Below are 13086 nucleotides of genomic sequence, written 5' to 3' on the forward strand. Positions count from 1 at the left end.
CGCGCGGAGGCGGATATGTTCATGGATCGAAACCAGCCGGATCTGGGTGCTGCGGAGTGGAGCCTGCCGGCGCGTTGTGCGGCTTGCGGTGTGCGAATGGCCTCCTTGTGCGGCGGCATCTCGGCGGGCGCGCTGGAGGCGCTCAACCGTATCGGGCGCAAGCGCGTGCTGCGCCGCGGCGAGGCGCTGATCTGGCAGGGCGACATCGCCGAGCAGGTCGGCATCCTCCATCACGGGCTGGTCAAGCTTTCCGCCTCGCTGGAGGACGGGCGCGAGCAGATGCTGGGGCTCGCCTTCCCGGCCGACTTCGTCGGCGCGATCGGCGACCGGCCGTCGAGCCACTGCGTCACCGCGCTGACCGAGACCGAGCTCTGCGTCTTTCCGCGCAGCGCGCTACCCGGGCTGGTCGAGGCGTATCCCGAGATCGGCCAGGCGCTGCTGACCCGCGCCTATGACGAACTCGACCAGCTCCGGAAATGGATGCTGCTGCTCGGCCGCAAATCCGCCGAGGAGCGCGTCGCCAGCCTGCTGCTGCAGTTTGCGGCGCGTGGCACCTGCAGCCCCGGCGCGCCGGTCGCGCTGCCGCTCACCCGCCAGCAAATGGCCGAGCTGCTGGGGCTGACGATCGAGACGGTCAGCCGCAAGCTGACCGCGATGAAGCGCGACGGGGTGATCGCGCTGCCCGATCTGCGCAGCTTCGTGATCCTCGATGCACCGGCACTTGCCGTGCTCGCGGCCGAGACTCCGTAACTAACCGCATGTCGGCGCGCAGTGCATCTGTCTAGCTTGCTTTCATCCAAGAAGAAGATCGGATGAAATGGAGGCGACCATGAAGAATGTACTCGTTCTGATGCATGACGACGCCGGACAGGAAGCACGGTTCCAGGCGGCGCTCGATTTGACGCGCGGGCTGGAAGGGCATCTGCGCTGCGTCGATATCGCGATGGTGCCGGCCTATGTCGGCGATTACATCGAATTCGGCGGCGGTGCCGCATTGCTCGCCGACGAGCAGACCCGCGAGGCGGCCAACCGCGTGCGGATGGAGGGGCGGCTCAAGGCCGAAGACGTGCCCTATGACTGGGTGGACGCCACCGGCTTTGCCCGCGAATGCCTGCGCGACGCTACCGCGCTAGCCGATCTGGTGGTGCTCAACCGCGAGCTTGACAAGATCGACTATCCCGACATGCGCGACCTGATCTGCGATACCATCCTCAAGACCGGCAAGCCGATCGTCGCGGTGCCGGAAAAGACGCTGGGTTTCGATCTCTACGGCCATGCGGTGGTCGCATGGGACGGCTCGCGTACTGCGGAAGCCGCGCTGCAGGCGACGGTATCGCTGCTGAAACATGCCGGAACGGTGACGATCCTGGTGGTCGACGAAGGGGCGCTGCGGCTGCCCGCCGCCGAGGCCGCGGAATATCTGTCGCGGCACGGCATCCGGCCCGAGGTGCGGGTGGTACCCAAGACCGATACGGTGGGCGGCGCGATCCTGGGGGTCGTGGAGGCGCTCAAGGCGGCCTATCTGGTGATGGGCGGCTTCGGCCACAGCCGCTTCCTCGAGGCGGCGTTCGGCGGGGTGACGCGGCGGATGCTGGCGGAAAGCCCCGTGCCGCTGCTGCTGGCGCACTGACGCGGGCGAATCGCCGGCGATTGCGATCGGCCTGAAAAAGAAAAGGGGCAGGCAACCCTGGGTGCCTGCCCCCTTTTACTGTTCGCACGGCCCCAACAGGCCGCAGCGACCTCGCTTACTTGACGTGCTTGGCGAGGTGCTTGTTCATTTCGAACATGGTGCACTTGTCGCCGCCGAAGATCGGCTTCAGCGTATCGTCGGCCAGGATTTCGCGCTTGTTCGCAGGGTTCTGCAGGTTGTGCTTCTTAATGTATTCCCACACCTTGCTGACGATCTCGCTGCGCGGCAGATCGGCGGTGCCCACAATCTTCGCCAGTTCGGGCGACGGGGTAACCGGCTTGGCAATGCCACCGCGTGCTTTGGTCTCGGCCATCGTGTCTAACTCCTGTTCGTACCCCTTATCGGGGCTATTCCTTCGTCAGCGCCTCGGGATTGAGAGGCTTCCTCCCCCTTGTCGCAACCAACGATGTACTGCGGTTCGTGCGGTGATGCACGCCCCTGTACGCCTTTGACTGCGGGAAAGGGCTTCTGTCCAGCGCAGACCGCATAGAAGCGCGGCGAACCGCTGCTTTGCGGCGCTGCGGTGGTGCAGCCGAGCAACACTTTAGGGCAAAAACGTAGCAATATTGCGCGTTCAGGCCAAGACTCGGGTCTGGACCAGCCCTTCGAAGGTGCCGCGCACGTCCGGTGATGCATCCGCCGTCAGCCGTTGGACATCGGCCAGGAAGCTCGCGGCGTCGGCGCCGGGGGCGCGATGCGCCATTTCCCAATGGCCGAACTCGCGGCGGTCGACGATCCGGCGGGACAGCAGCACGATCGCACGATGCCGCGGATCGCACTGGATGCGCGTGAAAGCGGCCTCCACCGCAACCTCGGGACCTTCCAGCGCCTGGAGGAAACGTCCGCCATCGGCATAGAGCAGGCCGCTGATCCGGTCGCGCGCGTTGTTGCGGCGGGAGACGGTCAGGATGTCCTGGGTAGGGCAGGGCGCGGCGGGGTTGGCGGAACTGACATAGACGAGCTGCAGCATGGAAATCCTCTCCTGCGAGCGCGCGTTTTCGGCGTCGACTGGTTAATAGCAGATTAGGACGTCGATGCTCGCTTGTTTTTCAGCTATTTAGTCCAAGCTGGACAAGATCGTATAATTCCGGCATCAGGAGGGCGTGATCGACGCCCTGCGCCTTACCCTGCGACTTATCCGCCCTTAGGGGCCGATTTCGCACGCGCGCGTCTCCCCTAAGGGCAAACCGGAACTTCCCTATCGCATCACGGCTGCGCTAGGCGCGGCCAGACCTTGAAGAGAGACACGGCCCATGTTGCGCGACCCCAGCGTCAAATATCGTCCCTTCCCGCAGGTGGATCTGCCCGATCGCCAATGGCCCAGCCGCACCATCACCAAGGCGCCGCGGTGGCTCTCCACCGACATGCGTGACGGCAACCAGGCGCTGATCGATCCGATGGACGGCGAGAAGAAGACGCGCTTCTTCGAACTGCTGGTGAAGGTGGGCCTCAAGGAAATCGAGGTCGGCTTCCCGAGCGCCGGCGCCACCGAGTTCGACTTCATCTCCGGCCTGGTGCGCGAGGGCAAGGTGCCCGACGACGTGATCGTCCAGGTGCTGACCCAGTCGCGCCGCGATCTGATCGAGACCAGCTTCCAGTCGCTGAAGGGCGCCAAGCAGGCGATCGTCCATCTCTACAATGCCGTCTCGCCGGCCTGGCGCCGCATCGTGTTCGGCATGAGCCGCGACGAAATCCGTCAGATCGCCATCGAGGGCGCGAAGGTGCTGCGCGACGAGGCGGCCAAGCAGCCCGATACCGCGTGGCATTTCGAATATAGCCCGGAGACCTTCTCCACCGCCGAACTCGATTTCTCGGTCGAGGTCTGCGAGGCGGTGATGGACATCCTGCGCCCGACGCCGGAGCGCCCGCTGATCCTCAACCTGCCGGCGACCGTCGAGGCGGCGACGCCCAACATCTATGCCGACCAGATCGAATGGTTCTGCCGCAACATCCGCAACCGCGAGAGCGTGGTCATCAGCCTGCATACGCATAACGATCGCGGCACCGGCGTCGCCGCGTCCGAACTGGGCCTGCTGGCGGGCGCGGACCGCGTCGAGGGCTGCCTGTTCGGCAATGGCGAGCGCACCGGCAATGTCGATCTCGTGACGCTGGCGCTCAACATGTACACCCAGGGCCTCAACCCGGGCCTCGACTTCTCGGACATCGACGAGGTCATCCAGACGGTGGAATATTGCAACCAGCTCCCCGTCCATCCGCGCCATCCCTATGCCGGTGACCTCGTTTTCACGGCGTTTTCGGGCAGCCATCAGGACGCGATCAAGAAGGGCTTCGCCTCGCAGGCGGCGCGCAACGACCAGCTCTGGGACGTGCCCTATCTGCCGATCGATCCCAAGGATCTCGGCCGCGATTACGAGGCGGTGATCCGCGTCAACTCGCAGTCGGGCAAGGGCGGCGTCGCCTGGGTGCTCGAGCAGGACAAGGGCCTCAAGCTGCCCAAGCGGATGCAGGCCGAATTCTCGAAGCACGTCCAGGCGTTGGCCGACGAGACCAGCCGCGAGCTCAACGCCGCCGACATCTGGGGCCGGTTCGAGCGGGTATATTTGCCCGGTGACAAGGATCGGATCACGCTAGTCGATTATGAGGAAACGGGCGCCGCGGGCAGCCGCGTGTTCGTCGGCCGCATTGCGATCGACGGTGTGGCGCAGTCGATCTCGGGGCGCGGCAACGGCCTGATCTCGGGTGTGGTCGATGCGCTGGCGGGCTCTACGGGGCCGCGCTTGGACGTGGTGGACTATAGCGAGCATGCGATCGGCGGCGGCGCCGATGCGCAGGCGGCGGCCTATGTCGAGTGCCGCACCGAGGATGGCCGGACGGTGTTCGGCGTCGGCATCGATGCCGATATCGCGACCGCCTCGGTGCGCGCGGTACTTAGCGCAGCGAACCGGGCCTGAGGCAAAAAGCCCCTGTCCTCGGAAGGTCAGGGGCTTCCTCTCCTATCAGTGCAGGGTCGCCAACTCGCCCGTGTGGACGGCGGCGCGCGTGCCGGCGGTGCGATCGAAGCGGAAGGCGCCGGCACGCTGCGCAAGCGCGTTGACCTCGCTCGACAGGTTGCGGATCGCCGCCGAGGTTTCCTCGACCATCGCCGCGTTCTGCTGCGTCACCTGGTCCATGCCCTTCATCGCAGTCGAGACCTGGCTGACTGCCGCCGACTGGGCGTGGTTGTCATGGTCGATGGCCGCGATCAGGTCGTGCACCGCCTCGACGTCGCTCGAGATGGTGTCGAGTGCAGTATCGGTGTCGTGCACGGCATCCGCAGCCTGGAGGATGTCGGCCTGGGTCTCGCTCAGCATGTCGCGGGCCTGCTTGGCCTGGTCCTCGGCGCGGAGTGCCAGCGCGGCGACGAGGTCGGCGACGACCATGAAGCCGCGGCCCGCCTCGCCGGCGCGGCCGGCCTCGACCGCCGCGTTCATCGCGAGCACCCGCGTCTGGAAGGCGATCTTGTCCAGGCCTTCGATCACGCCGTCGATATTCTTGGCGCTGCCGCTCGCGCGGTCCATCGCCTGCACCGCGCGGGCGGTAGTGCCGCGGCCGTCGCGCAGTGCCGTGGTCGCCTCGCCGGCGCGCTTCACCGTGTTGTCGGCTGCGATCATCGTGGCGCGCAGGCGCTCTTCGATCTTCGCCAGCGCCTCGGTCGCCTGGGCGAGGTTGGCCGCGCTCTTCTCGGTGCGGTGCGCCAGATCCTCGGAGCCTTGCGCAACCTCGGACGAGGTGTTGCGGATATTGTCGGCGCTTTCGCTGACCAGTTGGACGCGGGCGCGCAGCGAGGCGATTGCCTCGTTGATGTTGTGGCGCAGCACTTCATATTCGGCCGGGAAACGCTGGTCGATCGTGCGGCTGAGATCGCCCTCGCGCAGCGCTAGCAGGCCGTTGCCGAGCACTTCGGTGACTTCGCGCTGTGCCTCGAGCTTGCGCGCATCGGCCTCGCTCTGCGCGGCGGCGGCGGCGCGGTAATGCTCCAGGCCGCTGGCGATGCGGCCCATTTCGTCGGTGCGATCCTGATAGGGGATCGTCGCCACTTCGCCCTTGGCGAGGCGGTCGGTGAGCGCCGACAGCGTGCCGACCGGCTCCAGCACCCGGCGATACATGGTGATGTAGAAATGCGCGGCCTGGCCGCCGACGATCAGCGCCAGCGCCAGCACGATGCCGATCGCGAGGTAGAATTCGAATGCGCCGTTCGCAGCGACGCGCTGCTGGTCCGCCAATGCCATGGTGACGAGCTTGTCCACTGCGGTGCGGTGGGCGTCGTACAGGCCGGTCAGCTTGGCGTAGCTGGCCTCGATCGCGGCGCGGTCGCCCTTGCGGGCGGCGGGCAGGAAGCCCTGTTCGAGTTCGTTCCAGAAGGCCTGGGCGGCAGGGTGTGCCTGCTGGAGCAGCTGGCTGCGCAGGCTCTCGTCCACCCGCGCGGTCTGCCAATATTGGTTGCGCTCCAGGTAGAGCTTCTTGAGGCCCTCCAGCTTCTTGGCACGGGTGCCCACGGTGTCTGGATTACGGGCGATCAGCGTAGCTTCGAGAAACGGCTCGATGATATATTCGGGGGGAGGAAGGATATCTGCGATGAGGTCGGCATTGACCTGCTGGTGCAACTGCACCTCGCCGCCCATGCGGATGCGATCCAGCCGCCAGGCCGCCAGCGAGCCGCCGACAACCAGTAGCGCCATCATGGCTAACGCGCTGTTGCGAACGAAACTTGCAATCGACATCCACGATCCTCTGGTGACAGGCGCACGCGTCCCCCAAGCGGGCCTCCGGCGAGGAAGGCCTTTGGTAGATTATAGGGGGAGGATCGGGACGCGGTGCCTCGAATCGGGATTATTGCTGCATATTCGTAAGAATACGGACCACCTCGCAGCCGACGCGGGCGTCCGGGTAGATGTCCTGCTTGGCCGAACGGACGCGGACCTGGATCACGCGCGGATCGCGCATCGCCAGTGCGGCAACCTGCTCGCACAGCACTTCCTGCAGCTCGAAATGGCGCGAGCGGACAAGGGCGTGGATGCCCTCGCGGAGAAAGTCGTAATCGACCACCGCGTCGATCCGGTCCTCGGGCACGTCGGGGTAGCGGCAGGTCATCGCCACGTCGATGCGGACGCGCTGGGGGGCGGCGCGCTCTTCCGGGTGGATGCCGAGGCCCATCGAGACCTCCAGCGCTTCGAGATGGATCACATAGTCAGGCATCGGGGCGGTGCTCGCGTCCTTCGAACATCACGTCGCTGTCGCGCGCGAGGAAATGCTGGCCGCAATCGACATAGACATTCTGTCCGGTGATGCTGCGGCTTTCGAGCAGGTGCGCGACCGTGGCGGCGATGTCGGCCGGGTCGACCGGGCGGCGGAGCAGGTTCTGGGTGCCGGTGCGGGCGAACTCCTCCGCGCTCTGGTCGAGGCTGGGAAGGGTGAGGCCGGGCGACACCGCGTTCACCCGCACCCGCGGTGCCAGCTTCTGCGCGAGCATGTGGGTGGCGCCCTGGAGCGCCAGCTTGGAGCAGGTGTAGCTGAAGAAGTCCGGGTTGAGGTTGCCCACCTTCTGGTCGAGCAGGTTCACCACAGCGCCTTCCGCCAGATCCGGCTGTGCGGCCAGCGCCATGGCGAGCCCGACGGGTGCGGCGAGGTTCACGTGCATGTGACGGTCGAGCAGCGCGTAATCGGCGATCGGCGCCTGATCATAGGCGAACAGCGATGCATTGTTGACCACTGCGTCGAGCGGGGCACCGAAGGCCGTGCGGCACGCCTCCACCAGTGCAGCGGGGGCCGCAGGATCGGCGAGTTCGGCGCAGACGATCGCGGTCGACGCGCCTGCCGCGCGGAGCTGGGCGGCAAAGGCTTCGGCTTCGTCGGGCGAGTGATGGTGGTGGATCGCCACGGCCCATCCGCGCGCGGCCAACCCCCGGCCGATCGCTGCGCCGATCCGCCGTGCGCCGCCCGTGACCAGCACCCGCCCGGGCATCAATAGCCCATCAGCTTGAGCACTTCGGCCCGGCTTCGCTCGTCCTCGCGGAACACGCCCATCATCCGGCTGGTAACCATGCCCACGCCCGGCGTGCGCACGCCGCGGCCGGTCATGCAGCCATGCTGTGCCTCGATCACCACCGCGACGCCTTGCGGGTGGAGATGGTTCCAGATGCAGTCGGCGACTTCCGCGGTGAGCCGTTCCTGCACCTGCAGGCGGCGGGCGAAGGCATGGAGGACGCGCGCAAGCTTGGAGATGCCGACAACATGGTTCCTGGGCAGATAGGCGATCGATGCCTTGCCGGTAATCGGCGCCATGTGGTGCTCGCAATGTGACTGGAAGGGAATGTCCTTCAACAGCACGATCTCGTCATAGCCGCCGACTTCCTCGAACACGCGCGACAAATGGTGCGACGGGTCTTCGCCATAGCCGGCGCAATATTCCTTCCAGGCGCGAGCGACGCGCTGGGGGGTGTCGAGCAGGCCCTCGCGATCGGGATCGTCGCCGGTCCAGCGGATCAGCGTGCGGATCGCCTCGGCGACATGCTCGGGCACGGGGATCTTGGGCGGGGGGGCGACGATGTCACCGTCTACAGGGTCATGGTGAGGATCGTGCATGTCTGTCTGTCCTTTCGCCGCGCGTGGCGGATTCGGACTGCAGAAACAGCAAAGTGGCTACAGGTGCAACCCAAGGTCAGCGTTCGAACAGCCGATCGAGCGGGCCGTCGGCCAGGCACCAGAGCAGCGCGACGAGCGCGGCGCAGGCGAGGCCGGCGGCGGGCGACGCGATCGCCACGGCGACGCCCGCCAGGTAGAGGCAGCAGGCAAGCATGCTCTTGCGCAGCGTCCGGCGGTGGTAGCGCTGGGCTTCGGCCGACTGGGCGCCGGTGCGCCGGATCACCCGCTGCAGCCAGTTATACGCGAAGGAGGGGAGGAGCATCACCAGCATGTACAGCAGCGTCGCCTCGCCGCTGAAATGCTGCTCGCCCAAATAGGCGGTGGCGAAGGGGACCAGGGACAAGGTGAACAGCAGCACGATGTTCGACCAGAGCAGCGCGTTGCCGGCGCGGGTGGCGAACTGGAAGAGCTTGTGATGGTTCACCCAGTAGATCGCCACATAGACGTAGCTGAGTGCATAGGCGAGGAAGACCGGCCACTGCCCGGCCAGTGCACGCAGCCCCGGCGCCTCGGGCGCGTGCAGTTCCAGCACCATGATGGTCACGATGATGGCGATCACGCCATCCGAAAACGCCTCGACGCGCTTGGCACCGTCGCGGCCTTCCTGGTCCTGCATATCCGTCCTCCTGCCCGCGGCCGTGGTGGCGCAGGCAGGAGGACAGGGCAATCAAACCAAGGGTTTACTTGGCCGAGAATGCCGCGTTGATGTGCAGCTTCACTTCGTCCGAGACGAAGGGGACGTATTTGTCCATGCCGAAGTCGCTGCGCTTGATCGCGGTGGTCGCCTCGAAGCCGAAGTTCAGCTTCTTCGACATCGGGTTGGTGCCGGCGCCGACGAGCGTGGTGTCGAGCGTGACGGGCTTGGTGACGCCGTGCAGCGTCAGGTCGCCGGTGATCTGCGCCTTGGTGCCGGTGACGACGACCTTGGTCGAGACGAAGCGGATCGTCGGATATTTGGCCGAATCGAAGAAGTCCGGCGAGGCGAGGTGCTTGTCGAGCGCCGCGACGGTGGTGACGATGCCGCTGGTGGGGATGGTGATGTCCAGCTTGGCGTCGTTCGGCTTGGCCGGATCGATCGTCAGCGAACCGGTGGTGCCGCCGGCCTGGCCGGTGAACTGGCTGAAACCGAAATGGTTGACCTGGAAGTCGACCTGGGTGTGACCGGTGTCGACGACATAGGTACCGGCGGGAACGCGGCTGGCGTCGGCTTGGCCGGGAAGTTCCTGGGCGAAGGCGACCGGAGCGGTCGCGAAAAGAGCGAGGGCAATGAGAGCGCGCATGACTGTTCCCCTTGGGTGGTTGCGTCATGCACGTAATGCGGCCGCCGGCTGCGCAAAGCTAGTGCGCAGCCGGCAACCCACGGTTTCCGCTCGTGATCAGTTCTTCGACTGATCGACCAGCTTGTTGGCGCCGATCCACGGCATCATTGCGCGCAGTTCGCTGCCGACCTGCTCGATCTGGTGGCGCTTGGCGGCGATGCGGCTGGCCTTCAGCTCGGGCTGGCCGGCGCGGTTGTCGAGCACGAAGTCCTTGACGAAGCGGCCCGACTGGATGTCCGCCAGCACGCGCTTCATTTCCTTCTTGGTCTCTTCGGTGATGATGCGCGGGCCGGTCTTGATGTCACCATATTCGGCGGTGTTCGAGATCGAGTAGCGCATGTTGGCGATGCCGCCTTCATACATCAGGTCGACGATGAGCTTCAGTTCGTGCAGGCACTCGAAATAGGCCATTTCGGGAGCATAGCCCGCCTCAACCAGCGTCTCGAAGCCGGCCTGGACCAGCGCGGTGGTGCCGCCGCACAGCACGGCCTGCTCGCCGAACAGATCGGTCTCGCACTCTTCGCGGAAGTTGGTCTCGATGATGCCCGAGCGGCCGCCGCCGACGCCCGACGCATAGGCCAGCGCCACGTCATGCGCGTTGCCCGAGGCGTCCTGGTGGATCGCGATGAGGCAGGGGACGCCGCCGCCGCGGACATATTCGCTGCGCACGGTGTGGCCGGGACCCTTGGGCGCGATCATGATCACGTCGATGTCCGCCGGCGGCTCGATCAGGCCGAAATGCACATTGAGGCCGTGCGCGAAGGCGAGCGCCGAACCCGGCTTCATGTTGCCCTTGAGGTCGGCGTCATAGATCGCGGCCTGGTGCTCGTCCGGCGCCAGGATCATCAGGATGTCGGCCCAGGCGGCGGCTTCCTTGTTCGGCAGCACCTTGAAGCCGGCGGCTTCCGCCTTGGCGGCCGAGGTCGAACCCGGGCGGAGGGCAATCGCGACTTCCTTGACGCCCGAGTCGCGCAGGTTCTGTGCGTGCGCATGGCCCTGGCTGCCATAGCCGAGGATGGCGATCTTCTTGTCGGTGATCAGGTTCAGATCGGCGTCGCGATCATAATAGACACGCATGGTGGTATTCTTCCCTTTCAAATCAGCGGTGCGCGGATGCGCGGAAAATGTCAGGCGGCTTCGCGCCCGCGCGAGATCGCGACGATACCGGTGCGGGCGACTTCGATCAGCCCCACTTCGCGCATCAGCTCGACGAACTTGTCGATCTTGTCGATCGTGCCGGTGACCTCGAACACGAAGCTGGAGATGGTCGCATCGACCACGCGGGCGCGATAGACTTCGGCGAGGCGCAGCGCCTCGATCCGGTGATCGCCGGTGCCGACCACCTTCACCAGCGCCAGCTCGCGCTCGACATGCTCGCCCTTGGTGGTGAGGTCGACCACCTTGTGGACCGGCACCAGCCGCTCGAGCTGGGCGATGATCTGCTCCATCACCGGTGCGGACGCGAAGGTGACGATGGTGATCCGGCTGATCAGATCGTCGTCGCTGATCTCCGACACGGTGAGCGACGAAATATTGTAGCCGCGCGCCGTGAACAGGCCGGCGATCCGCGCGAGGATGCCGGGCTCGTTGTCGACGATGACCGCCAGCGTATGGCGCTCGATGGCTTCTTCCTTGATGTGCATTTCTACCCCTTCGATCCTGCCCGCGCGGGCAGGATCCAAAATCCGGTCAAACCAGCGCCTTGGCCTCGTCGTCCATCTCGCCGGAGACTTCGCTCGCCTGGAGCAGCATCTCGGTATGGGCCGCTCCGCTCGGGATCATCGGGAAGCAATTGGCGAGCTTCGCCACGCGGCAATCGACCAGCACCGGGCCGTCATAGTCGAGCATCGCCTGGATGCCGTCTTCCAGCTCCGCGCGCTTTTCGATGCGGATGCCCTTCCAGCCATAGGCCTCGGCCAGCTTCACGAAATCGGGCAGCGCATCCGAATAGCTCTCGGAATAGCGCGACTGGTAGGTCAGCTCCTGCCACTGGCGGACCATGCCCATATATTCGTTGTTGAGGATGAAGATCTTCACCGGCAGCCGATATTGCGTAGCGGTCGCAAGCTCCTGGATGTTCATCTGGATCGAGGCTTCGCCTGCGATATCAATGACCAGCGCATCGGGGTTGCCGAGTTGCGCACCGATCGCAGCGGGCAGGCCATAGCCCATCGTGCCGAGACCGCCGCTGGTCAGCCACTTGTTCGGCGCTTCGAAGCCGAAATGTTGGGCCGCCCACATTTGGTGCTGGCCGACCTCGGTGGTGATGATCGGCGCCCGGTGCTTGGTCGCCTCGTACAGCGCGCGGATCGCCCGCTGCGGCATGATCGCCTCGCCCGCCTCCGGGAAGTCGAGGCAGCGGCGCGCACGCCAGCCCTGGATGCGGCTCCACCACTCGCCGAGATCGGGCTTGGGATGGGCGCGAGCCTTCCAGCTCTCGACCATCGCGTCCAGCGCCCGCGCGCAATCGGCGATGATCGGCAGATCGACGCGGACATTCTTGTTCACGCTCGACCGATCGATATCGATATGCACCTTGCGGCTGTTCGGCGCAAAGGCATCGAGCCGCCCGGTGACGCGGTCGTCGAAGCGCGAGCCCACCGCGATGATCAGGTCGGCCTGGTTCATCGCCATATTGGCTTCATAGGTGCCGTGCATGCCGAGCATGCCCAGCCACTGGTCCGACGAGGCGGGCAGGGCGCCCAGGCCCATCAGCGTCGAGGTGACCGGCGCGCCGGTCAGCGCCGCCAGCTCGCGCAGCAGGCGCGTGGCTTCGGGCCCCGAATTGATCACGCCGCCGCCGGTGTAGAAGACCGGGCGCTCGGCCGCCGCCAGCATGTCGACCGCTTCCTGAATCTTCGCCGCTTCGGGCTCGGTGGTCGGGCGATAGGTCTTGTGCTGGATCGGGCCCGGCGCCTCGTAGCGCGCGGTGGCGACTTGGACGTCCTTGGGGATGTCGATCACGACCGGGCCGGGGCGGCCCGAGACCGCGATATGGAATGCCTCATGGACGGTCGCGCCGAGCAGTTCCGGCCGCTTCACCAGATAATTGTGCTTGGTGCAGTGGCGGGTGATGCCGACCGTGTCCGCCTCCTGGAAGGCGTCGGTGCCGATCAGCGTCGTCGGGACCTGCCCGGTGATGACGACCATCGGGATCGAATCGAGCAGCGCATCGGTGATGCCGGTAATCGCGTTGGTCGCCCCCGGACCCGAGGTGACGAGGACGACGCCCGGCTTACCGGTCGAACGCGCATAGCCTTCGGCGGCGTGGGTGGCGGCCTGTTCGTGGCGGACGAGGATGTGCTTGATCCGGTCCTGCTTGAACAGGGCGTCGTAAATCGGAAGCACGGCACCGCCCGGATAGCCGAACACGACTTCCACCCCGAGGTCGGTCAAAGCCTCGATCAGGATGTCTGCGCCGCTTTTCTCGGTCAC

14 protein-coding genes are annotated in these 13086 nt (G+C 65.9%); 3 read left to right on the top strand and 11 right to left on the bottom strand.

Annotated elements, in window-relative coordinates; genetic code table 11:
* The first annotated feature begins 96 nt into the window (after positions 1-96).
* Together GGR89_RS06245 and GGR89_RS06250 are read left to right on the top strand one after the other, a co-directional pair.
* Positions 97-750: a Crp/Fnr family transcriptional regulator gene (locus tag GGR89_RS06245; RefSeq protein WP_241213293.1), complete on the top strand. Its 654-nt coding sequence runs from the start codon at positions 97-99 to the stop codon at positions 748-750.
* A 79-nt stretch (positions 751-829) separates the two neighbouring features.
* Positions 830-1630: a universal stress protein gene (locus GGR89_RS06250; protein WP_164542622.1), complete on the top strand. Its 801-nt coding sequence runs from the start codon at positions 830-832 to the stop codon at positions 1628-1630.
* A gap of 115 nt (positions 1631-1745) precedes the next feature.
* On the opposite strand, the gene GGR89_RS06255 is transcribed toward GGR89_RS06250, so the two are convergent.
* Together GGR89_RS06255 and GGR89_RS06260 are read right to left on the bottom strand one after the other, a co-directional pair.
* Positions 1746-2003: an SWIB/MDM2 domain-containing protein gene (locus GGR89_RS06255; RefSeq protein WP_125973493.1), complete on the bottom strand. Its 258-nt coding sequence runs from the start codon at positions 2001-2003 to the stop codon at positions 1746-1748.
* Positions 2004-2264: 261 nt separating this feature from the next.
* Positions 2265-2660, bottom strand: a complete 396-nt coding sequence (locus tag GGR89_RS06260; RefSeq protein WP_125973491.1) for a BLUF domain-containing protein — start codon at positions 2658-2660, stop codon at positions 2265-2267.
* Positions 2661-2943: 283 nt separating this feature from the next.
* On the opposite strand from GGR89_RS06260, the gene leuA reads away from it, so the two are divergent.
* The gene (gene leuA / locus GGR89_RS06265) at positions 2944-4602 is read left to right on the top strand and encodes a 2-isopropylmalate synthase (protein ID WP_125973489.1); all 1659 of its coding nucleotides are present in this window, start codon (positions 2944-2946) and stop codon (positions 4600-4602) included.
* Between the two features lie 45 nt (positions 4603-4647).
* Here leuA and GGR89_RS06270 read toward each other — a convergent pair whose 3' ends face one another.
* From GGR89_RS06270 to GGR89_RS06310, 9 genes are all read right to left on the bottom strand, one after another.
* On the bottom strand, positions 4648-6372 hold the full coding sequence (locus GGR89_RS06270; RefSeq protein WP_241213292.1) for a methyl-accepting chemotaxis protein: 1725 nt from the start codon (positions 6370-6372) through the stop codon (positions 4648-4650).
* Between the two features lie 148 nt (positions 6373-6520).
* Complete coding sequence (locus tag GGR89_RS06275; protein ID WP_125973485.1) at positions 6521-6886, bottom strand: dihydroneopterin aldolase; 366 nt, start codon at positions 6884-6886, stop codon at positions 6521-6523.
* Positions 6879-7652 carry an SDR family oxidoreductase gene (locus tag GGR89_RS06280; protein ID WP_125973483.1) on the bottom strand — a complete coding sequence of 258 codons (774 nt, stop codon included), beginning with the start codon at positions 7650-7652 and terminating at the stop codon, positions 6879-6881. The genes GGR89_RS06275 and GGR89_RS06280 overlap by 8 nt, the downstream gene beginning before the upstream one ends.
* Positions 7652-8272, bottom strand: a complete 621-nt coding sequence (folE, locus tag GGR89_RS06285; protein ID WP_125973481.1) for a GTP cyclohydrolase I FolE — start codon at positions 8270-8272, stop codon at positions 7652-7654. Before folE ends, GGR89_RS06280 begins: the two co-directional genes overlap by 1 nt.
* Positions 8273-8348: 76 nt before the next feature.
* Positions 8349-8948 carry a TMEM175 family protein gene (locus GGR89_RS06290; RefSeq protein WP_125973479.1) on the bottom strand — a complete coding sequence of 200 codons (600 nt, stop codon included), beginning with the start codon at positions 8946-8948 and terminating at the stop codon, positions 8349-8351.
* Positions 8949-9012: 64 nt separating this feature from the next.
* The gene (locus GGR89_RS06295) at positions 9013-9612 is read right to left on the bottom strand and encodes a YceI family protein (RefSeq protein ID WP_125973477.1); all 600 of its coding nucleotides are present in this window, start codon (positions 9610-9612) and stop codon (positions 9013-9015) included.
* Positions 9613-9708: 96 nt separating this feature from the next.
* Positions 9709-10728, bottom strand: coding sequence for a ketol-acid reductoisomerase (ilvC, locus tag GGR89_RS06300; protein WP_125973475.1), 1020 nt, complete (start codon positions 10726-10728; stop codon positions 9709-9711).
* A 50-nt stretch (positions 10729-10778) separates the two neighbouring features.
* Complete coding sequence (gene ilvN, locus GGR89_RS06305) at positions 10779-11294, bottom strand: acetolactate synthase small subunit (RefSeq protein ID WP_064309708.1); 516 nt, start codon at positions 11292-11294, stop codon at positions 10779-10781.
* Positions 11295-11340: 46 nt separating this feature from the next.
* On the bottom strand, positions 11341-13086 hold the full coding sequence (locus GGR89_RS06310) for an acetolactate synthase 3 large subunit (protein WP_125973473.1): 1746 nt from the start codon (positions 13084-13086) through the stop codon (positions 11341-11343).

It is taken from the genome of Sphingomonas trueperi (genome assembly GCF_011927635.1).
Lineage (GTDB): Bacteria > Pseudomonadota > Alphaproteobacteria > Sphingomonadales > Sphingomonadaceae > Sphingomonas > Sphingomonas trueperi.

What these genes read in the sequence shown, in the direction of transcription:
- GGR89_RS06245 (WP_241213293.1), top strand. Translation starts at nt 97, where the DNA reads ATGGCCTCCTTGTGCGGCGGCATCTCGGCGGGCGCGCTGGAGGCGCTC.
- GGR89_RS06250 (WP_164542622.1), top strand. Translation starts at nt 830, where the DNA reads ATGAAGAATGTACTCGTTCTGATGCATGACGACGCCGGACAGGAAGCA.
- GGR89_RS06255 (WP_125973493.1), bottom strand. Translation starts at nt 2,003, where the DNA reads ATGGCCGAGACCAAAGCACGCGGTGGCATTGCCAAGCCGGTTACCCCG.
- GGR89_RS06260 (WP_125973491.1), bottom strand. Translation starts at nt 2,660, where the DNA reads ATGCTGCAGCTCGTCTATGTCAGTTCCGCCAACCCCGCCGCGCCCTGC.
- leuA (WP_125973489.1), top strand. Translation starts at nt 2,944, where the DNA reads ATGTTGCGCGACCCCAGCGTCAAATATCGTCCCTTCCCGCAGGTGGAT.
- GGR89_RS06270 (WP_241213292.1), bottom strand. Translation starts at nt 6,372, where the DNA reads ATGATGGCGCTACTGGTTGTCGGCGGCTCGCTGGCGGCCTGGCGGCTG.
- GGR89_RS06275 (WP_125973485.1), bottom strand. Translation starts at nt 6,886, where the DNA reads ATGCCTGACTATGTGATCCATCTCGAAGCGCTGGAGGTCTCGATGGGC.
- GGR89_RS06280 (WP_125973483.1), bottom strand. Translation starts at nt 7,652, where the DNA reads ATGCCCGGGCGGGTGCTGGTCACGGGCGGCGCACGGCGGATCGGCGCA.
- folE (WP_125973481.1), bottom strand. Translation starts at nt 8,272, where the DNA reads ATGCACGATCCTCACCATGACCCTGTAGACGGTGACATCGTCGCCCCC.
- GGR89_RS06290 (WP_125973479.1), bottom strand. Translation starts at nt 8,948, where the DNA reads ATGCAGGACCAGGAAGGCCGCGACGGTGCCAAGCGCGTCGAGGCGTTT.
- GGR89_RS06295 (WP_125973477.1), bottom strand. Translation starts at nt 9,612, where the DNA reads ATGCGCGCTCTCATTGCCCTCGCTCTTTTCGCGACCGCTCCGGTCGCC.
- ilvC (WP_125973475.1), bottom strand. Translation starts at nt 10,728, where the DNA reads ATGCGTGTCTATTATGATCGCGACGCCGATCTGAACCTGATCACCGAC.
- ilvN (WP_064309708.1), bottom strand. Translation starts at nt 11,294, where the DNA reads ATGCACATCAAGGAAGAAGCCATCGAGCGCCATACGCTGGCGGTCATC.